Source organism: Pseudomonas sp. TE3899, assembly GCF_056279105.1.
In genome coordinates this window covers 4535425-4556511 of the sequence record NZ_JBWBQR010000001.1, presented here as the reverse complement: position 1 = coordinate 4556511, position 21087 = coordinate 4535425, and the positions used below count along the sequence as shown (strand labels likewise).

Genomic DNA, 21087 nt, shown 5'->3' with positions numbered 1-21087 from the left:
CCCGTGACGCTCCGCGTCACCCCTGCGCCGGGCTTGAACCTTGCGCTGAACACGGGACGCGGAGCGTCCCAGGCGGCATTCCCACGCAGAGCGTGGGAACGATCAACTTCAAGAGGTCAAAGATGTCCCAGGCTGAAAAAATCGTTATCGCCGACGCCCCGTTGCGTTGGCAGGATGTGGTCGCCGTCGCCCGTCATGGCGCGCAGCTTGAGCTGTCGGCCGAGACCTGGGCACGGATCGACAATGCCCAGGCCATCGTGCAGCGCATCGTCGCCAGCGGTGAGCGTGCGTACGGCGTCAACACCGGCCTCGGCGCCTTGTGCAATGTCTCGCTGAAAGACGAACAACTCAGCCAACTGTCGCGCAACACGCTGCTCAGCCACGCTTGCGGCGTTGGCGCGCCCTTGGCCGACGAACAGACCCGCGCCATCATCTGCGCCGCGATCCGCAACTACAGTCACGGCAAATCCGGCATCCATCGCCGGGTGGTCGAGGCCTTGCTGGCGCTGCTCAATCGCGGCATCACCCCGCAAGTGCCGTCCCAGGGTTCGGTGGGTTACCTGACCCACATGGCCCACATCAGCATCACGCTGCTGGGCGTCGGCAATGTCAGCTATCGCGGGCAGATCGTTTCCGCGCAGCAAGCCCTGGCCGAGGAAGGTCTGGAGCCGGTTCAACTCGGCGCCAAGGACGGTTTGTGCCTGGTCAACGGCACGCCGTGCATGACCGGTCTGAGCTGCCTGGCCCTGGCCGATGCGACGCGCCTGGTGCAATGGGCCGACGTGATCGGTGCCATGAGTTTCGAAGCCCAGCGCGGTCAGATTGCGGCGTTTGATGCCGAGATCATCGCGCTCAAGCCACACCCGGGCATGCAGCACGTCGGCGTCAATCTGCGGGCGCTGCTCGATGGCAGTGAAGTGATTGCTACAAGCCTCGGCATTCGCACGCAAGATGCTTTGAGCATCCGTTCGATTCCGCAGGTTCACGGCGCCGCTCGCGATCAGCTTGAGCACGCGAAAAAGCAGATTGAAACCGAACTCAACTCGGTCACCGACAACCCGATGCTGCTGGGCACGCCGGACAACTTCCGGGTGATGTCCCAGGCCAACCCGCACGGCCAGTCCGTGGCGATGGCGGCGGATCTGCTGGCGATGGCCATGGCCGAAATCGGCTCGATTGCCGAGCGGCGTCTGGATCGCTTGATCAACCCGCACGTCAGCGGTCTGCCGGCGTTTCTGGTGGCCAATCCGGGGGTGAACTCCGGGATGATGATCGTCCAATACGTCGCCGCTTCGCTGTGTGCGGAAAACCGCCAGTTGGCGCAACCGGCGGTGCTCGACAACTACGTCACCTCTGGCCTGCAGGAAGACCACCTGAGCCTCGGCACCAACGCCGCGCTGAAGCTGCACCGCGCCCTGGAAAACGTCACGCAGATCCTCGCCATCGAGTACCTGCTGGCGGCCCAGGCGTTTGAATTCCTCAAGGAACAACGCTTCGGCGCCGGCACCGATACCGCTTGGCGTCTGCTGCGCGAACGGGTTCCGGCCTACGACCAGGACCGTTGGCTGGCACCGGACATCGCCGCCGCTGCCAGCGTGCTGAAAGACCCGATTTTGCTGCAAATGGCTTTACCCAATCTGAACTGAAATCCACAACACCAGCGTGCCAAGGCGCGTCTCCCCACAAACGAGACGCGACGGACAACGGACATCTCCGGAGCGTCTGGTGAGTTAATAAAAAACTCTCAAAAGGAGAACGATGTGACTGCGCTTAATTTGATTCCCGGCCAACTGAGCCTTGCCCAACTGCGTGATGTGTATCAGCAACCGGTGAAACTCACCCTCGACAACAGCGCCTCGGCCCAGATCGAAGCCAGCGTTGCCTGCGTGGAACAGATCCTCGCCGAAAACCGCACCGCCTACGGCATCAACACCGGTTTCGGCCTGCTGGCCTCGACCCGCATCGCCAGCGAAGACCTGGAAAACCTCCAGCGCTCGCTCGTTCTGTCCCACGCCGCCGGCGTCGGCGAGCCGATCAGCGACGCACTGGTGCGCCTGGTCATGGTGCTCAAGGTCAACAGCCTGAGCCGTGGTTTCTCCGGGATTCGCCGCGTGGTCATCGACGCGCTGATCGCCCTGATCAACGCCGAGGTTTACCCGCACATTCCATTGAAAGGTTCGGTCGGTGCATCCGGCGACCTGGCGCCGTTGGCGCACATGTCCCTGGTGCTGCTGGGCGAAGGCAAGGCGCGCTACAAGGGCGAGTGGATGGAAGCCACCGAAGCGCTGAAAGTCGCCGGCCTGACGCCGCTGACCCTCGCGGCCAAAGAAGGCCTGGCGCTGCTCAACGGCACCCAGGTGTCGACCGCTTATGCACTGCGCGGTCTGTTCGAAGGCGAGGACCTGTTCGCCGGCGCCCTGGCCATTGGCGGCATGACCGTTGAAGCGGTGTTGGGCTCGCGCTCGCCGTTCGACGCACGCATTCACGCCGCCCGTGGCCAAAAAGGCCAGATCGACGCCGCTGCTGCTTACCGCGATCTGTTGGGCGAGCGCAGTGAAGTGTCCGATTCGCACCAGAACTGCGAAAAGGTCCAGGACCCGTACTCTCTGCGCTGCCAGCCGCAAGTCATGGGCGCCTGCCTGACCCAGTTCCGTCAGGCGGCCGAAGTGCTGGCCGTCGAAGCCAACGCCGTGTCCGACAACCCGTTGGTCTTCGCCGCTGAAGGCGACGTGATCTCCGGCGGTAACTTCCACGCCGAGCCAGTGGCCATGGCCGCTGACAACATGGCATTGGCTATCGCGGAAATCGGTTCCCTGAGCGAGCGTCGTATCTCGCTGATGATGGACAAGCACATGTCGCAACTGCCGCCGTTCCTGGTGGCCAATGGCGGCGTGAACTCCGGCTTCATGATCGCCCAGGTGACGGCGGCGGCCCTGGCCAGCGAGAACAAGGCGTTGTCCCATCCGCATTCGGTGGACAGCCTGCCGACATCTGCCAACCAGGAAGACCACGTGTCCATGGCGCCGGCCGCTGGCAAGCGTCTGTGGGAAATGGCCGAAAACACGCGCGGCGTGTTGGCGGTCGAGTGGCTGGCGGCGGCTCAGGGCCTTGATCTGCGTGACGGTCTGAAGACCTCGACCAAACTGGAAAAGGCCCGCGCCATCCTGCGTGCCGAAGTGCCGTTCTATGAGAAGGACCGCTTCTTCGCGCCGGACATCAATGCGGCGAGCGAGTTGTTGGCGACCCGTTGCCTGAACGAGCTGGTAGCGGCGAAGTTGTTGCCGAGCCTGTAAGTCTGTTGGTGATCGTTCCCACGCTCTGCGTGGGAACGCAGCCCGTGACGCTCCGCGTCACTGGACGCGGAGCGTCCCCAGAGGCATTCCTTTGCTGCGCATGGGTACGATCAACTCCACCAATAAAAATAATTAAGGACGAGCAATGCAACCGCAAGCAAAAGGATTAAAACGCGGGCTCTCTGCCCGACATATTCGCTTCATGGCGCTGGGGTCGGCGATCGGCACCGGGCTGTTCTACGGCTCTGCCTCGGCCATTCAAATGGCCGGGCCTGCGGTACTGCTCGCCTACCTGATGGGTGGCGCGGCGGTGTTCATGGTCATGCGCGCCCTCGGTGAGATGGCGGTGCACAACCCGGTGGCCGGCTCGTTCGGTCACTACGCCAGCACCTACCTGGGGCCGATGGCGGGCTTCATCCTCGGTTGGACCTACGCGTTTGAAATGGTCATCGTCGGCATGGCTGACGTCACCGCGTTCGGTATTTACATGGGCTTCTGGTTTCCGGAAGTCGCGCGCTGGATCTGGGTCCTGGGCATCGTTTCGGTGGTCGGCGGCCTGAACCTGTGCAACGTCAAAGTCTTTGGCGAAATGGAGTTCTGGCTGTCGCTGCTCAAGGTCGCGGCCATCGTCGCGATGATCCTCGGCGGCTTCGGCATCATGCTGTTCGGCATCAGCACCGCCCCTGGCGCCCAGGCGACTGACATCAGCAACCTCTGGAGCCATGGCGGTTTCATGCCCAACGGCGTGGGTGGCCTGATTGCCTCGTTCGCCGTGGTGATGTTCGCCTTTGGCGGCATTGAAATCATCGGCGTCACCGCCGGCGAAGCCAAGGACCCGCAGCACGTGCTGCCCCGGGCGATCAATGCCGTGCCGTTGCGCATCCTGCTGTTCTACGTGCTGACCATGTTTGTGCTGATGTCGATCTTCCCGTGGCAGCAGATTGGCAGCCAGGGCAGCCCGTTCGTGCAGATTTTCGACAACCTGGGCATCAGCTCGGCAGCGACCATCCTCAACATCGTGGTGATCTCGGCGGCGGTGTCGGCGATCAACAGTGACATCTTCGGCGCGGGTCGGATGATGTACGGCCTGGCCCAGCAAGGCCACGCACCCAAGGGGTTCGCCCGCTTGTCCGGCAACGGCGTGCCGTGGATGACCGTGGTGGTGATGAGTGTCGCGCTGCTGTTGGGCGTGCTGCTGAACTACCTGATCCCGGAGAACGTGTTCCTGCTGATCGCCTCCATCGCGACCTTCGCCACGGTGTGGGTCTGGCTGATGATTCTGTTCACCCAGGTGGCGATGCGCCGTTCCATGAGCGCCGAACAGGTCGCGCAACTGAAATTCCCGGTGCCGTTCTGGCCTTATGCGCCGATAGCGGCGATTGCGTTCATGCTGTTTATTTTCGGCGTGCTCGGCTACTTCCCGGATACCCAGGCCGCGCTGGTCGTTGGCGTGGTCTGGATCGTGTTGCTGGTGCTGGCCTACCTGACCTGGGTCAAACCCGCGGCCGGTAAAGCTGCATTAGTGACGCGAAACCCTGATTTTTCTCATCGATAACCTAACGGAGGCCAGGATGAAAACGCTCTGGCAACACTGCAACGTCGCAACCATGGCGCAAGGCGTCTACTCGATCATCGAGGATGCGGCCATCGTGACGTCCGGTGCGCACATCGAGTGGATCGGCCCACGTGCTCAATTGCCGTCGGGTGACTACCCGGCGGTCAACGACTTGAAAGGAGCCTGGGTCACGCCGGGCCTGATCGACTGCCACACCCACACGGTGTTCGGCGGTAACCGCAGCGGTGAATTCGAACAGCGTCTGCAAGGCGTCAGCTATTCGGACATCGCCGCGGCCGGTGGCGGCATCGCCAGCACCGTACGCGCCACCCGTACGGCCACTGAAGATGACCTGTTCGTCAGCGCCGCCAAGCGTTTGAAAAGCCTGCTGCGCGACGGCGTGACCACGGTCGAAATCAAGTCCGGTTACGGTCTGGACCTGGTCAACGAACGCAAAATGCTGCGGGTCGCGCGTCGCCTCGGCGCCGAGTTGCCGGTCAGCGTGCGCAGCACGTGCCTGGCGGCGCACGCCTTGCCGCCGGAATACAAGGATCGCGCCGACGACTACATCGATCACATCTGCGCCGAGATGCTGCCGGCTCTCGCCGCCGAAGGGCTGGTGGATGCGGTGGATGCGTTCTGCGAATACCTGGCGTTCTCGCCGGCGCAGGTCGAGCGCGTATTTATCACCGCACAGGCACTCGGTCTGCCGGTGAAGCTGCATGCCGAGCAGTTGTCGCCCTTGCACGGTTCGAGTCTGGCCGCGCGTTACCACGCGCTGTCCGCCGATCACCTGGAATTCATGGACGAAGACGACGCCATCGCCATGGCCCAGTCCGGCACCGTCGCGGTGCTGCTGCCGGGGGCGTTCTACTTCCTGCGCGAAACCCAGTTGCCGCCCATGGAGGCCCTGCGCAAGCACGGGGTGAAAATCGCCATCGCCAGCGACCTCAACCCCGGCACCTCGCCGGCGTTGTCGCTGCGCCTGATGTTGAACATGGCTTGCACCTGTTTCCGCATGACCCCGGAAGAAGCCCTGGCCGGCGCAACCATTCATGCCGCTACCGCGCTGGGCATGGCTGATACCCATGGTTCGCTGGAAGTCGGCAAAGTTGCGGATTTCGTCGCCTGGCAAATCGATCGTCCCGCCGACCTGTCGTACTGGCTGGGCGGCGACCTGGAAAAACGCGTCGTGCGTCACGGCGTCGAGACAAGTCTTTAGGAGAGCAGTTGTGGATAAGGTTCTGAACTTCAAACAAGGCCGCGTGCCGCTGCTGATCAGCATGCCCCACGCCGGCCTGCGCCTGACGCCTGTGGTCGAAGCCGGGTTGATCCCCGACGCGAAAAGCCTGCCGGACACCGACTGGCACATCCCGCAGCTTTACGATTTCGCCACCGAACTGGGCGCCAGCACCCTGGCCGGCGAGTACTCGCGGTTTGTCATCGACCTGAACCGACCGTCCGACGACAAACCGATGTACGTCGGCGCCACCACCGGCCTGTACCCGTCGATACTGTTCGATGGCATTCCATTGTTCCGCGAGGGCATGGAGCCGACGGCGGCCGAGCGCGCGACCTACCTGGAACAGATCTGGACGTCGTATCACCGCACCTTGCAGAGCGAACTGGCACGCTTGAAGGCCGAGTTCGGCTACGCGCTGCTGTTCGATGCGCACTCGATCCGCTCGATCATCCCGCACCTGTTCGACGGCAAACTTCCGGACTTCAACCTCGGCACCTTCAACGGCGCCAGTTGCGATCCTCAGTTGGCCACGCAACTGGAAACGATCTGCGCCAAACACACCGAGTACAGCCATGTGCTGAACGGACGCTTCAAGGGCGGCCACATCACCCGCCATTACGGCAACCCGGCCGAAAACATCCACGCGGTGCAACTGGAGTTGGGGCAGTGCACGTATATGGAAGAGTTTGAGCCGTTCCGCTATCGCCCGGACCTGGCGGCGCCGACGCAGGTGGTGCTCAAGGAATTGCTGGAAGGGTTGTTGGCTTGGGGCCAGAAGCACTACGCGTAACCGGCCGCCGACCGTTCCCACACTGAGCGCGCTGATCGTTCCCACGCAGACCAGAGCGTGGGAACGATCAGCACTTCGCTATCAAGTCGCCACCGTGCAAATCTCGGTCGCCACAGTTCGCTTTTACCGCTCGTCTGCTGCGTAATGTTCTGGGCACGGTGCACAAAGACGCCGAATCCCACAATAATTGCTGCCGCACGAGATCCCTCCGATGAAAAGACTGTTCACCCGCTGTCTCTCAATCCTCTGCGGCACCGCTCTCCTGAGCACCAGCGTCATGGCCAGTGACGACGCGTCCTGCAAAGCCGTGCGCATGGGCGTGGTCAACTGGACCGATGTGATCGCCACCAGCGGCATGGCTGATGTGCTGCTCAATGGCCTGGGCTACGACAGCAAGCAAACCAGCGCCGTGCAGCAAATCATCTTCGCCGGCATCCGCGACAAGCGCCTCGATATCTTCCTCGGTTACTGGAAACCGGCGATGGACAAGAACATCGCCCCGTTCGTGGCGGCCAATCAGGTCAAGGTCATGGACAAGCCGAGCCTGGCCGATGCCCAGGCAACCCTCGCCGTACCTGAATACGTGGCAGCGGCCGGGCTGAAGACTTTCGCGGATATCGCCAAATTCAAAGACCAGTTGGGCGGCAAGATCTATGGCATCGAGCCGGGCAGCGGCGCCAATACCACGATCAAGACCATGATCGAAACCAATCACTTTGGCCTGAAGGATTTCAAACTGATCGAGTCCGGTGAGGCCGGCATGCTCGCCGCCGTACAACGGGCGGTGAACCGCAAGGAATTCGTGGTGTTCGTCGGCTGGACCCCGCACCCGATGAACATCAACATGAACATCACCTACCTGACCGGCAGCGAAGACGTCTACGGCCCGAACGAAGGCGCGGCGACCGTCTCCACCGTCACCGCCCCGGACTACGCCGAGCGCTGCCCGAACGTGAATCGCCTGCTGCAAAACCTGACCTTCACCGCGTCCCAGGAAAGCCAGTTGATGGTGCCGATCATGGAACGCAAGACGCCGCAGGACGTTGCCAAGCAGTGGTTGCGTGAGCATCCGGAAGACCTTCAGCGTTGGCTGGCGGGGGTTAGCAGTTTTGATGGTAAAGAGGGTGTGGCGACGGTGCAGGCCAGCCTCAAAAACTGATCGGCAGGTGTGCGCACATTGTGGCGAGGGGGCTTGCCCCCGTTGGGCGGCGAAGCAGCCCCAAAACCATTCAGCCGAGTAGCATCAGATGCACTCTGCCAGCCGGTTTTACGACGGCTGCGCCGCCGAACGGGGGCAAGCCCCCTCGCCACAAAAGCACCTCAATTTATCCGTGACTAAAGGCCGGTCCATGGCTCCTTACCCTCTTTCTATCCAAATGTCGGCCTTCGTCGAGAAAACCCTCGGCTTCAACAGCACCGACAGCAGCCTCACCGGGTTGCGCCAGGCCTACAGCGAGATGTGCCGGGCGTTTACCCCGCCCCGGCCCGTCGGGCTTGAGGTCACCGACTTCACCCTCGCGGGCGTGGCGGTGCGTTCCTATCGTCCCCCGGTGACGCCGCCGACCAGCGGCTGGCCGTGCATCCTGTATCTACACGGCGGTGGCTGGGTGGTCGGGGATCTGGATTCCCATGACTTCATCTGCGCCGAACTGGCATCGGTGACGGGAGCGATGGTGGTCGCGGTGGATTATCGGTTGGCGCCCGAGCATCCGTTCCCGGCCGGGTTCGACGATTGCCTGAAGGTCTGGCAGGCGCTTCGGTCAGGGCCGTTCTGGTTCGACCCGGAGCGAATGGTCGTCGCCGGAGACAGCGCCGGTGGCAATCTCGCCGCCGCGTTATGCCTGGCGTTACGCGACGCGGGCGAGCCGTTGCCCACCGCACAAGTGCTGATTTACCCGGGCCTGGGTGGCGATCACCGTCTACCGTCCCGCAGCGAATGCGCCGACGCGCCGTTGCTCAGCGGCCGCGACGTGGATTGCTATCACGCCCTTTACTTGCGCGGCAACGCACCACCGAGCGCCTACGCCATGCCCCTGCTTGCCGACGATCTCAGCGGTTTGCCCCCTGCATGGATCGCCGTGGCGCAATTCGACCCGCTGCGCGACGACGGTGTGCGCTATGCCGAGCGACTCAATGCCGCGGGCGTCAGTGCAACGCTTTACTACGGCGAAGGGCTGGTGCACGGCTGCCTGCGGGGTCGCGGGCAGGTCGCCGAGGTCGACCGACTGTACGAAACGCTGGTCGGGTTTCTGGCTGACAGGCTCTGACGTTGCAAGGGCATGCTCATTGACGTAATTCGGGTTTATGATGCCGGACGGCAGAATAATAGAAGTCCCCCCAGGGATGACCCGACCCCTTACGGAGCGCGCAATGCAGACTTTGTTCCCGCAGATCAAACCCTACGCCCGGCACGATCTGGCCGTCGATAAGACTCACACGCTGTACGTCGACGAAAGCGGTTCCCCGGAAGGTTTGCCGGTGGTGTTCATCCATGGCGGCCCCGGCGCCGGGTGTGATGCCCAAAGCCGTCGGTATTTCGATCCGAACCTGTATCGCATTGTCACCTTCGACCAGCGCGGCTGCGGTCGCTCCACGCCCCACGCCAATCTTGAAAACAACACCACCTGGGATCTGGTCGCCGACCTGGAACGGATCCGCAAGCACCTGAATATCGAAAAATGGGTATTGTTCGGCGGCTCCTGGGGCTCGACCCTGGCGCTGGCCTACGCGCAAACCCACCCCGAGCGTGTGCACGGCCTGATCCTGCGCGGGATCTTTCTGTGCCGTCCGCAGGAAATCGAGTGGTTCTACCAGGCCGGCGCCAGTCGCCTGTTTCCCGACTACTGGCAGGACTACATCGCGCCAATTCCGCTGGACGAGCGCGGCGACTTGCTCACCGCTTTCCACAAGCGCCTGACCGGCAACGATCAGATCGCCCAGATGCACGCGGCCAAGGCCTGGTCCACCTGGGAAGGCCGGACCGCGACCCTGCGCCCGAACCCGCTGGTGGTCGATCGTTTCTCCGAACCACAGCGCGCTTTGTCGATTGCCCGCATCGAATGCCACTACTTCACCAACAATGCGTTCCTTGAACCGAACCAGCTGATCCGCGACATGGGCAAGATCGCCCATTTGCCTGGCGTGATCGTCCATGGCCGTTACGACGTGATCTGCCCGTTGGACAACGCCTGGGAATTGCACCAGGCCTGGCCGAACAGCGAACTGCAGGTCATCCGCGATGCCGGCCACGCCGCCTCCGAACCGGGCATCACCGATGCATTGGTACGTGCCGCCGGTCAGATGGCCCGACGCTTGCTTGATCTGCCGCCTGAAGAAGCATGAAGGGTCTGTTGCAGCGCGTGCGAGGCGCGCGTGTCGAGGTAGCGGGGGAGGTGGTCGGTGCCGTCGACCAGGGTTTGCTGGTATTGGTGGCGGTCGAGCCCGGGGACACTCGGGCCAGTGCCGACAAACTTCTGCATAAGATGCTTAACTATCGTGTATTCAGTGACGCCGAGGGCAAGATGAATCTGTCCCTGGTGGACGTTGGCGGTGGGTTGCTGCTGGTCTCGCAATTCACCCTGGCGGCCGACACCAAGAGTGGGCTGCGCCCGAGTTTTTCGACCGCGGCACCTCCGGCTCTGGGTGAAGAACTTTTCGACTATCTATTAGGCAAAGCGAAAGAGGTGCATGGCACTGTGGCATCAGGTAGATTCGGCGCGGATATGCAGGTGCATCTGGTCAATGATGGCCCGGTCACCTTCCTGTTACAGGCCTGAAACGCCCTGAAACCTGTTTTTCAGGGCGTTTCGACTGAAAACAGGGGTTTTGCGCGATAAATACTTTGTTACCCCCTGATGCTTTGTAACGCGGCCTACTAGATAATCGCGCGCTACGGGGATCAGCGTTCGTTGGCCCATTTGACTTATGTAGAGACTTGCCCGGACCTGTTGGGGAATCATTTAGCCCCATAGGAGTCGGAACAATGCTCGCCAACCTGGCATATAGATAGCTGGCCGTTGGTTTTTTGATCTGTTTTCGGCGAGGGTTGCTCGTGATTGTTAGTCCCTGTAATGCACCAAAATTGTCTGCCCAACGGTTCCGAAGCGCTCTGGTAGCGGGCTCTGCACTGCTGTGCCTGCTCAGCGCCGGCCAGCTTTGGGCATTCAACCTGGATGATGTGTCGGTCAAGGCGAAAGAGCTGGCCGGGCAGAAATACGAAGCCCCGCGCAGTAACCTGCCGAACGAATTCCGCGAAATGAAATTCGCGGACTATCAGAAAATTCGTTTCCGCACTGAAAAAGCCGAGTGGGCCGATCAGAAAACCCCGTTCAAGCTGTCGTTCTATCACCAGGGCATGCACTTCGACACCCCGGTGAAAATCAACGAAATCACGGCCAACACCGTCGAAGAGATCAAATACGACCCAAGTCGTTTCGATTTCGGCGATGTCTCGTTCGATCCTAAAGCCACCGAACAACTGGGTTATGCCGGTTTCCGTGTGCTGTACCCGATCAACAAGGCCGACAAGCAAGACGAAATCATGACCATGCTCGGCGCGAGTTACTTCCGCGTGGTTGGCAAGGGTCACACCTATGGCTTGTCCGCTCGCGGCATGGCCATCGACACCGCCTTGCCGTCCGGCGAAGAATTCCCGCGTTTCACCGAATTCTGGATTCAACAGCCCAAGCCAGGTGACAAGCACCTGGTGATCTTCGCCCTGCTGGATTCCCCGCGTGCCACCGGTGCTTACCGTCTGACCCTGCGTCCAGGCAGCGACACCGTGGTCGACGTCAAGGCCAAGATGTTCCTGCGTGACAAAGTCACCAAGCTTGGCGTTGCGCCGCTGACCAGCATGTTCCTGTTCGGCGCCAACCAGCCGTCGAAAGTGCTGAACTATCGCCGCGAACTGCACGACTCCAGCGGTCTGTCGATCCATGCCGGCAACGGCGAGTGGATCTGGCGCCCCCTGAACAATCCAAAACACTTGGCGGTCAGCAACTTCGCCATCGAAAACCCGCGTGGCTTCGGCTTGCTGCAGCGTGGTCGTGACTTCAGCCACTATGAAGACCTCGACGACCGCTACGACAAGCGCCCAAGTGCGTGGATCGAGCCAAAAGGCGATTGGGGCAAGGGTTCTGTAGACCTGGTGGAAATTCCGACCGCCGACGAAACCAACGACAACATCGTTGCCTTCTGGAGCCCGGAAAAACTGCCTGAACCAGGCCAGCCACTCGACGTCGCCTATCGCATGCACTGGACCATTGACGAAGCCTCGATTCACGCACCGGACAGCGCCTGGGTCAAACAGACCCTGCGTTCCACCGGCGACGTCAAACAGTCGAACCTGATCCGTCAGCCGGATGGCAGCGTTGCCTACCTGGTGGACTTCGAAGGCCCGTCCCTGGCCGCTTTGCCGGAAAACGCCGACGTGCGCAGCCAGGTCAGCATTGGCGACAATGCCGAACTGGTCGAGAACACCGTGCGCTACAACCCTGAAACCAAGGGCTGGCGCCTGATGCTGCGCATGAAAATCAAGGATCCGAGCAAGGCCACCGAGATGCGCGCGGCACTGGTCCAGAAGATCCAGCCTGAAGATCTGGCCAAGTCGTTGGTGCCTTCCTCCAGCTCCTCTGTTGCCAAGGCCGACAAAGTCGCCGCCAAGCAGCAAGAGAAAGTGGACAAGGAAACCAAGGACGCCAAGCAGGCAGACGCCAAGCAGGCTGATGCCAAGCCAGTGACCGATGCCAAGAACAAGGACAACAAAGACGCCAAGCAGCCTGCTGCTGCGGACGCGGCCCCAGCCACACCGGAATCGAACGAGACTGAAGAAGTCCTGACCGAGACCTGGAGCTACCAGTTGCCTGCCGATGAGTAATTCTCAACTAAAGCCAGAGACTCTCTCCGAGTATCTGGCGCATTTACCGATGACCGACGAGCAGCGCGCGGAACTCGCAGGCTGCCAGTCCTTCAGTGAACTGCACCAGCGTCTTTCGTCTTCGACGTTCGACGCTCCTGCCGAGGCTGCACAAGCCTCGGTGGGCAAACGCTTGCTCCTCAACAGTGCTGAAGAGCTGGAAGAAGCGGAGATGCTGGCGCTTGACGCCAGTGGTCGTGTCGTACTCAAAGCGACTCCGCCGATCCGTCGGACCAAGGTCGTGCCGGAGCCGTGGCGTACCAACATCCTGGTGCGCGGCTGGCGCCGGATGACCGGTCGCACCAATCCACCAGCCCCGCCGAAGGATGAACGCGTGTTGCCAGCGGCTCGCTGGCGCACCGTCGGTTCGATCCGTCGCTACATTCTGCTGGTGCTGATGCTCGGCCAGACCATCGTGGCCGGCTGGTACATGAAAGGCATCATGCCGTACCAGGGCTGGTCGTTCGTCGACATGGACGAAATCATCAACCAGTCCCTGACGCAAACTGCGATGCAGGTCCTGCCTTATGCCTTGCAAACCAGCATCCTGATTCTGTTCGGGATTCTGTTCTGCTGGGTGTCGGCCGGTTTCTGGACTGCGCTGATGGGCTTCCTCGAGTTGCTCACCGGTCACGACAAATACCGCATTTCCGGTAAAAGCGCCGGCAATGAGCCGATCGCCAAGGACGCACGCACCGCACTGGTGATGCCGATCTGCAACGAAGACGTGCCACGGGTGTTTGCCGGTCTGCGCGCGACCTTCGAGTCGGTAGCGGCCACGGGTGACCTGGACCGCTTCGACTTCTTCGTCCTCAGCGACAGTAACGAAACCGATATCTGCGTCGCCGAGCAACAGGCCTGGCTGGACGTCTGCCGGGAAGCCAAGGGCTTCGGCAAGATTTTCTATCGCCGCCGTCGTCGTCGCGTCAAGCGTAAAAGCGGCAACCTCGACGACTTCTGCCGTCGTTGGGGCGGTGACTACAAGTACATGGTCGTGCTCGACGCGGACTCCGTGATGAGCGGCGAATGCCTGACCAGTCTGGTGCGCTTGATGGAAGCCACGCCGGACGCCGGGATCATCCAGACCGCGCCACGTGCGTCGGGCATGGACACCCTGTATGCGCGGATGCAGCAATTTGCGACCCGTGTGTACGGTCCGCTGTTCACCGCCGGCCTGCACTTCTGGCAGTTGGGTGAATCCCACTACTGGGGTCACAACGCGATCATCCGCATGAAGCCGTTTATCGAGCACTGCGCCTTGGCGCCGTTGCCGGGTAAAGGTGCGTTTGCCGGTGCGATTCTGTCCCACGACTTCGTCGAAGCCGCGCTGATGCGCCGTGCCGGCTGGGGCGTGTGGATTGCCTACGACTTGCCGGGCAGCTACGAAGAACTGCCGCCGAACTTGCTGGACGAACTCAAGCGTGACCGTCGCTGGTGCCACGGTAACCTGATGAACTTCCGCCTGTTCCTGGTCAAGGGCATGCACCCGGTGCACCGCGCGGTGTTCCTGACCGGCGTGATGTCTTACCTGTCGGCGCCGTTGTGGTTCTTCTTCCTGGTGTTGTCCACCGCGCTGTTGGCGGTGAACACCCTGATGGAGCCGCAGTACTTCATGGCGCCGCGCCAGCTCTATCCGTTGTGGCCACAATGGCACCCGGACAAGGCCGTCGCGCTGTTCTCGACCACCGTCGTGCTGCTGTTCCTGCCGAAGTTGCTGAGCATCATCCTGATCTGGGCCAAGGGCGCGAAAGAGTTCGGTGGCAAGTTCAAGGTGACGACGTCGATGCTGCTGGAGATGTTGTTCTCCATGCTGCTGGCGCCGGTGCGGATGATTTTCCACACCCGCTTCGTGCTCGCCGCGTTCCTCGGCTGGGCCGCGACCTGGAACTCGCCACAACGTGACGACGACTCCACGCCATGGAGCGAGGCGGTCAAGCGCCACGGTCCGCAAACCTTGCTGGGCTTCTTCTGGGCCCTGCTGGTGATCTGGCTGAACCCGAGCTTTCTCTGGTGGCTGGTACCGATCGTCGGTTCGTTGATGCTGTCGATCCCGGTGTCGGTGATCTCCAGCCGTGTCGGCCTGGGCCTCAAGTCCCGTGACGAGAGCCTGTTCCTGATCCCTGAGGAATACAATCCGCCACAGGCCTTGGTGGCGACCGACCAGTACACCCATGAAAACCGTTATCACGCGCTGAATGACGGCTTCATCCGGGCGGTGGTCGATCCACAGCAGAATGCGTTGGCGTGCGCGCTGGCGACGTCCCGTCACGGTCAGGCCGAGCCGATCGAGTGGTTGCGCGTCGAACGGGTTCGTCATGCGTTGAAGGCCGGCCCTGCCGGGCTGAACAACCATGAGCGCCTGCAATTGCTGAGCGATCCGGTGGCATTGGGTCGTCTGCATGACGCGGTCTGGAGCGAAGGTCACGCCGAGTGGCTGGACGCCTGGCGCAAATCGGTGAAAGCCGATCCCCATGCGCCGCTGTTGCCGCTCAAGCCATTGAGTGCACAGCCTCAGTTGGCGTAATGAAAAACCCCGCGAAAGCGGGGTTTTTTTTGGCCCGACTGATCGTTCCCACGCTCTGCGTGGGAATGCCTCCATGGACGCTCTGCGTCCGCTCTTGGGACGCGGAGCGTCCCGGGCTGCATTCCCACGCAGAGCGTGGGAACGATCAAATTCCTGCGCTAACCCTTGTGCAAACGAACGAGTGCGATAGGATCCGTCCCCGAATTGGTGCGCCCGGACAGCTTTCTGTTCGTATCTTCCGGTTTTCTAACGAAAACCGCCGATTGCGCGCCTCACACCGCAATGGTTTTGGGGACTTGATGATGAAGAAGTATCTCTCGATGCTGCTGGTCGGCGTCACGGCATTGGTTGCAGTCAACGCGGCGCAGGCCGGTGCCATCGATGACGCGGTCAAGCGCGGCACGCTGAAAGTCGGCATGGACCCGACCTACATGCCGTTCGAAATGACCAACAAGCGTGGCGAGATCATCGGCTTCGAAGTCGACCTCCTCAAGGCTATGACCAAGGCCATGGGCGTCAAGCTGGAGCTGGTGTCCACCGGATACGACGGCATCATCCCGGCCCTGATGACCGACAAGTTCGACATGATCGGCAGCGGCATGACCCTGACCCAGGAACGCAACCTGCGCCTGAACTTCAGTGAACCGTTCATCGTCGTCGGCCAGACCCTGCTGATCCGCAAGGACCTGGAAGGCACCATCAAGTCCTACAAAGACCTGAACACCGACGAGTACCGCATCACCTCCAAGCTCGGCACCACCGGTGAGATGGTCGCCAGGAAGCTGATCGCCAAAGCCAAGTACCACGGCTACGACAATGAGCAGGAAGCCGTGCTCGACGTGGTCAACGGCAAGGCCGACGCCTTCATCTACGACGCCCCGTACAACGTGGTCGCGGTGAACAAGGTCGGCGCCGGCAAACTGGTGTTCCTCGACAAGCCGTTCACCTACGAGCCGCTGGCCTTCGGCTTGAAGAAGGGCGACTACGACAGCCTCAACTTCATCAACAACTTCCTGCACCAGATCCACGAAGACGGCACCTACGACCGCATCCATGACAAGTGGTTTAAAGACACCGCTTGGCTCAAGGACATGGAATAAGGCTCGGTCAGCTAGACCGCGCCGCCCCATTCGCGGGCAAGCCTCGCTCCTACATTTGGAATGCGTTCCCCTGTAGGAGCGAGGCTTGCCCGCGAAGGCGGCCTCCCAGGCGACACAAATCCGGAATCTCCAAAGCAAATGAAACACAAGAAATCCCAACTGCCCTGGCACGTGTTAACGGTGCTGGTGCTGATCGGCCTGGCCGGCGCGTTGTATTACGCCACCTCGCTGATGGCCTACGAATGGCGCTGGAACCGCGTGCCGCAGTACTTCGCCTACCACGCCGAAGAATCCCAGCGCGCCGCCGATATCTCCACGGTCAGTGAACTGGTGCGCCAGGGCGACAAGGCCGAAGTCACCCTGCGCAATGACGCAGGTACAGAACAACACCTGATCGTCGATGAAAACAGCCTGCAAGTCGCCCGGGGCGATGACGTGGCGGAAGGCGACGTGATCGGTGTCACCCGGCATTGGGCCGCCGGACCGTTGCTGTGGGGCCTGTGGACCACGTTGTGGCTGTCCGTGGTGTCTGGCGTGCTCGGGCTGTTGATCGGCCTTGCGGCCGGCCTGTGCCGGCTGTCGAACAACCCGACCCTGCGCGACCTTTCGACCCTTTACGTCGAACTGGTGCGCGGTACGCCGCTGCTGGTGCAGATCTTCATTTTCTACTTCTTCATCGGCACGGTAATGAACCTGTCCCGGGAGTTCGCCGGGATCGCCGCGCTGTCGCTGTTCACTGGCGCCTACGTGGCGGAGATCATCCGTTCCGGCGTGCAGTCGATTGCCCGTGGGCAGAACGAAGCCGCGCGCTCGCTCGGCTTGAGCGCTGGCCAGTCGATGCGCCACGTGGTATTGCCGCAAGCCTTGAAACGCGTGCTGCCGCCGCTGGCCGGGCAGTTCATCAGCCTGGTGAAAGACACGTCGCTGGTGTCGGTGATCGCGATTACCGAACTGCTGAAAAGTGGCCGCGAAGTCATCACCACCTCGTTCTCGCCGTTCGAAATCCTGTTCTGCGTGGCCGGGCTGTACCTGTTGATCAACCTGCCGCTGTCGAAAATCGCCAGCCGGCTTGAGCGGAGGCTCGCGCAAAGTGATTGAAGTCCGCGATCTGGTAAAAGTCTTCGACACCCGTGGCCAGGTGGTGCGCGCGGTGGATAACGTGTCCACGACCGTGGCCAGGGGCGAAGTGCTGGTGGTGATCGGGCCGTCGGGTTCCGGCAAATCGACCTTCCTGCGCTGCCTCAATGGTCTGGAAGAGTTTGATTCGGGCTCGGTGAGCATCGACGGTTTGCAACTGGCCGACCCGAAAACCGACGTGAATGCCTATCGTCGGGAAGTCGGCATGGTGTTCCAGCACTTCAACCTGTTCCCGCACATGACCGTGCTGGAAAACCTCTGCCTGGCCCAGAAGGTCGTGCGCAAGCGCGGCAAAAAGGAACGCGAGGCCAAGGCCCTGGCGTTGCTGGAGAAGGTCGGCATCGCGCAAAAGGCCAACGAGTTTCCGTCACGCCTGTCCGGCGGTCAGCAACAGCGCGTGGCGATTGCCCGGGCGCTGGCGATGGAACCGAAGGTCATGTTGTTTGATGAGCCAACCTCGGCGCTGGATCCGGAAATGGTCGGTGAAGTGCTGGACGTGATGAAAACCCTGGCCGTGGAAGGCATGACCATGGTCTGCGTGACCCACGAAATGGGCTTTGCCCGGGAAGTGGCAGATCGGGTGTTGTTCTTCGATCACGGCAAATTGCTGGAAGACGCTTCGCCGGCCGAGTTTTTTGATGCGCCGAAGGATCCTCGGGCGCAGGCGTTTTTGCGGCAGGTTCTGTAACCCCGGCGCTAAAAAATCGCAGCCTTCGACAGCTTGGTTTTTATATAAAACTGCTTGTGTTGTCGAAGGCTGCGACGCGCGTGAGTTGTATTTAATTTTTAATTTACGTGAAGTCTAAATTTCTAACTGATCGTCGCGTTTATTGAAAGCGCATCAAGAAGTTGCGCATTCCACTTCAATTAACCCACTGTTGGTGAGCATTTATTCTTATGGAAAAGAAAATGTTTGGCCTTATCGCTCTGTTGGCAGGTGTGGCGGCTATTTCTTCTACCGTTCAGGCGGATGAAGTTAAACCGGCAAACCCATTCGTGGCCGAATACAAAATGCAACCGGGCAATAAAGTAGTTGCTTACGGTCAGCTCCCTTGCACTTCTCAGGAACTGGCGTATATGCGCAAGCATGGCTTCACCCCGCTCTGTAACTAAGACTTGAACCAAGACTTTCATGAGTGTTGACCTCGTCCCTTGCGGGACGAGGTTTGAGGGTGAGTGTGTGATGAACAATCAGGATGATTTTTTTGCCGGTTCAGGATTCATGGGCGTGGTTGCGCCCTCCACCCTGTACGGCATACACGATGGCGGAATGTACATCAGTGGTCCCTCGGGCGTCGTGCAACTGGCGGGGCAGGGGGAGACGGCGATGCTTGAGGCGCTGGACACCGCTGGTGCACTGGTTCCAGGATCAGCCTGCGCCATGCAGGGTGTACGTCAATTGCTTGAGGACCCACGTACCAGTCGCACCGTCAGCTATCTGCTTTGCAGCGCCCGCTCCTGTGAGGACGTGCTGGAAGACATGGCCACGTTACAGCGCTCGCGGATTTTGCTGTTTGGCTGCGGCGGCATTGGCAGCACTGCCAGCATGCTATTGGCGGGCAGTGGCATTGGGCATCTGACGCTGAGCGACGGCGACCGCATTGAAGAAAGCAACCTGAACCGGCAGTTGTTCTGGCGTCGAAGCGACGTTGGCGGGTTCAAGGCAGACGTGCTGCAGGAAATCCTGCAAGAAAAGTTTCCGGATATAAACGTCCAGACGATCAAGCGCCAACTTGATCTGGATGACGCTGATCGCTTGATCTCAGAGGGTTACGACGCCGTCGTGGTGACCGCTGACGAACCGGCCACGCTGGCCAGTGAGTGCAAGCGACTGGCCGATAAACATCGTATTCCTGTGGTCAGCGGCGGTTATCTGCATCGTATGTGCATGACTAATTTTTATAACGGTAGCGGCCATCAGGAGACTGATTCGATGGCCGGTGTCGGGACATCCGCTCGCTCATTCGAATGGCAGCGTTTGCCAAAGGGGATCATGCCCAGTTATGGCCCAAGTAATTTCGGCCTGGCTTCGATATTGGCGTCTTCGGTCATTGCAGCGCTGGCGTCTCGTACGCTCGGAAGTTCAGAACAACATAGCGTTGTCTGGGACGCCAATAGTGTGCCTTTGAAGTTCAATACGTTGTTAGGTTAGTGGGATGAAATCGTTTGTCTAACTGTCGAAAAATAAAGAGTACCGAGGGTGGTTCAATCACATGGAATGTATCTTTTGCAAGATGATCGACGGTCAGGCGCCGATGCATTTGATTTGGGAGGATGATGCCCATGCCGCATTCCTTTCCATTTATCCCAATACGCCGGGTTTTTCGGTGGTTGTTCCAAAGCGCCACTTTGGAAGTTATGCATTCGCGCAGTCCGATGAAGTGTTATCGGGGCTGATCATAGCGGCCAAGAAAGTTGCACTGCTGCTCGACGAATCCTTTGCAGATGTCGGTCGCACCGCACTGATGCTGGAAGGTTACGGAGTTGACCATTTGCACGCCAAACTCTTTCCCATGCACGGCACTGGTGACTCAAGCGCCTTCAAGCCCATCAGTTCGAACATCGACAAGTACTTTGAGCGTTACGAGGGTTACATCTCATCTCATGACTTCAAAGGCGAAACTACCCAGGACTTGGCATCCATGGCACGGCACATTCGCCGTGTCGCCGGGCTTGCAGAGTAAGTCGGGGGGCCTGGGTGCAGGCCCCTTTTCCCCTGTTAAACCTTGAACCGCCCAACCAACATCTGCAAATGCGTCCCCAACCGCGCCAGCTCAACGCTGGACGCCGCGGTCTCTTCGCTCGCCGCCGAGGTCTGCTCGGACACATCGCGCACGTTCAGCACGCTGCGGTTGATCTCTTCGGCCACGGCGCTCTGTTGCTCGGCGGCTGCAGCGATCTGCTGGTTCATCGACTGGATCGCTGACACCGTGCGGGTGATGCTTTCCAGCGAGCCACCGGCGCGGCGGGTCAGTTCGACGCTGCTGTCGGTCAGGCTGCGGCTGTTGTCCATGATGGTCGCGACTTGCTGGGTGCCGGTTTGCAGGCCGACGATCAACTCTTCGATTTCTTCGGTGGACTTCTGGGTGCGCTGGGCCAGGCTGCGGACTTCGTCGGCGACCACGGCAAAACCGCGTCCGGCTTCACCGGCACGGGCCGCTTCGATGGCGGCGTTGAGCGCCAGCAGGTTGGTCTGTTGCGCCACGGATTTGATCACGTCGAGCACGCTGCCGATCTTGTCGCTTTCGCGCTTCAGATCGCTCATGGCGACAGTCGAGTTACCGACTTCGATGGCCAGGCGTTCGATCTGGGCGATGGCTTCGCCGACCACTTTGTCACCTTCACGGGCCTGTTGATCGGCAGCGACGGCGGCTTCGGAGGCTTCTTCGGCGTTACGCGCGACTTCCTGCACCGTGGCGGTCATCTCGTGCATCGCGGTGGCCACCTGATCGGTTTCCACCTTCTGGCTGTTGACCCCGGCGCTGGTTTGCTCGGTCACGGCGGACAACTCTTCGGCAGCGCTGGCGATTT

General features: G+C 60.8%; 18 protein-coding genes. 17 read left to right on the top strand and 1 reads right to left on the bottom strand.

Translation table 11 applies throughout. The annotated features are described in order from the left end of the window. The first annotated feature begins 122 nt into the window (after positions 1-122). The 17 genes from hutH (ACZ89E_RS20720) (at position 123) to ACZ89E_RS20640 (ending at position 20240) form a co-directional block, all read left to right on the top strand. Positions 123-1646 (top strand): histidine ammonia-lyase, encoded by a 1524-nt coding sequence (hutH, locus tag ACZ89E_RS20720; RefSeq protein ID WP_476256354.1) that lies wholly within the window; start codon positions 123-125, stop codon positions 1644-1646. A gap of 114 nt (positions 1647-1760) precedes the next feature. Then, complete coding sequence (gene hutH, locus ACZ89E_RS20715; RefSeq protein WP_149659132.1) at positions 1761-3293, top strand: histidine ammonia-lyase; 1533 nt, start codon at positions 1761-1763, stop codon at positions 3291-3293. Between the two features lie 145 nt (positions 3294-3438). Further along, the gene (locus ACZ89E_RS20710) at positions 3439-4848 is read left to right on the top strand and encodes an amino acid permease (RefSeq protein ID WP_476256353.1); all 1410 of its coding nucleotides are present in this window, start codon (positions 3439-3441) and stop codon (positions 4846-4848) included. A 16-nt stretch (positions 4849-4864) separates the two neighbouring features. Beyond that, positions 4865-6070: an imidazolonepropionase gene (hutI, locus tag ACZ89E_RS20705; RefSeq protein ID WP_476256352.1), complete on the top strand. Its 1206-nt coding sequence runs from the start codon at positions 4865-4867 to the stop codon at positions 6068-6070. A 10-nt stretch (positions 6071-6080) separates the two neighbouring features. Continuing rightward, positions 6081-6881, top strand: coding sequence for an N-formylglutamate deformylase (hutG, locus tag ACZ89E_RS20700; RefSeq protein ID WP_476256351.1), 801 nt, complete (start codon positions 6081-6083; stop codon positions 6879-6881). A gap of 211 nt (positions 6882-7092) precedes the next feature. Next, a complete protein-coding gene (locus ACZ89E_RS20695; protein ID WP_149659136.1) occupies positions 7093-8040 on the top strand; it encodes a choline ABC transporter substrate-binding protein in 948 nt (315 codons plus the stop codon). 190 nt (positions 8041-8230) lie between these two features. Then, entirely contained in the window at positions 8231-9148 is a 918-nt protein-coding gene (locus ACZ89E_RS20690; protein ID WP_476256350.1) for an alpha/beta hydrolase, read from the top strand. Between the two features lie 103 nt (positions 9149-9251). After that, complete coding sequence (gene pip / locus ACZ89E_RS20685; RefSeq protein WP_149659138.1) at positions 9252-10223, top strand: prolyl aminopeptidase; 972 nt, start codon at positions 9252-9254, stop codon at positions 10221-10223. Then, positions 10220-10657, top strand: coding sequence for a D-aminoacyl-tRNA deacylase (gene dtd, locus ACZ89E_RS20680; RefSeq protein WP_463259150.1), 438 nt, complete (start codon positions 10220-10222; stop codon positions 10655-10657). Before pip ends, dtd begins: the two co-directional genes overlap by 4 nt. A 275-nt stretch (positions 10658-10932) precedes the next feature. Next, positions 10933-12756, top strand: a complete 1824-nt coding sequence (locus ACZ89E_RS20675; protein WP_149659140.1) for a glucan biosynthesis protein G — start codon at positions 10933-10935, stop codon at positions 12754-12756. Then, positions 12749-15319: a glucans biosynthesis glucosyltransferase MdoH gene (gene mdoH / locus ACZ89E_RS20670; protein ID WP_463259152.1), complete on the top strand. Its 2571-nt coding sequence runs from the start codon at positions 12749-12751 to the stop codon at positions 15317-15319. The genes ACZ89E_RS20675 and mdoH overlap by 8 nt, the downstream gene beginning before the upstream one ends. Positions 15320-15621: 302 nt before the next feature. Beyond that, on the top strand, positions 15622-16419 hold the full coding sequence (locus ACZ89E_RS20665) for a transporter substrate-binding domain-containing protein (protein ID WP_149659143.1): 798 nt from the start codon (positions 15622-15624) through the stop codon (positions 16417-16419). A gap of 138 nt (positions 16420-16557) precedes the next feature. Then, positions 16558-17517 carry an amino acid ABC transporter permease gene (locus ACZ89E_RS20660; RefSeq protein WP_476256349.1) on the top strand — a complete coding sequence of 320 codons (960 nt, stop codon included), beginning with the start codon at positions 16558-16560 and terminating at the stop codon, positions 17515-17517. Next, positions 17510-18244 (top strand): amino acid ABC transporter ATP-binding protein, encoded by a 735-nt coding sequence (locus ACZ89E_RS20655; protein WP_123402566.1) that lies wholly within the window; start codon positions 17510-17512, stop codon positions 18242-18244. The genes ACZ89E_RS20660 and ACZ89E_RS20655 overlap by 8 nt, the downstream gene beginning before the upstream one ends. A gap of 221 nt (positions 18245-18465) precedes the next feature. Beyond that, positions 18466-18669 carry a hypothetical protein gene (locus tag ACZ89E_RS20650; protein WP_476256348.1) on the top strand — a complete coding sequence of 68 codons (204 nt, stop codon included), beginning with the start codon at positions 18466-18468 and terminating at the stop codon, positions 18667-18669. A 70-nt stretch (positions 18670-18739) separates the two neighbouring features. Then, on the top strand, positions 18740-19708 hold the full coding sequence (locus ACZ89E_RS20645) for a ThiF family adenylyltransferase (protein ID WP_427631553.1): 969 nt from the start codon (positions 18740-18742) through the stop codon (positions 19706-19708). A 61-nt stretch (positions 19709-19769) separates the two neighbouring features. Further along, positions 19770-20240 carry an HIT family protein gene (locus ACZ89E_RS20640; RefSeq protein ID WP_149659147.1) on the top strand — a complete coding sequence of 157 codons (471 nt, stop codon included), beginning with the start codon at positions 19770-19772 and terminating at the stop codon, positions 20238-20240. A 35-nt stretch (positions 20241-20275) separates the two neighbouring features. On the opposite strand, the gene ACZ89E_RS20635 is transcribed toward ACZ89E_RS20640, so the two are convergent. Further along, the gene (locus ACZ89E_RS20635; protein WP_476257065.1) at positions 20276-20980 is read right to left on the bottom strand and encodes a methyl-accepting chemotaxis protein; all 705 of its coding nucleotides are present in this window, start codon (positions 20978-20980) and stop codon (positions 20276-20278) included. Between the last annotated feature and the right edge of the window lie 107 nt (positions 20981-21087).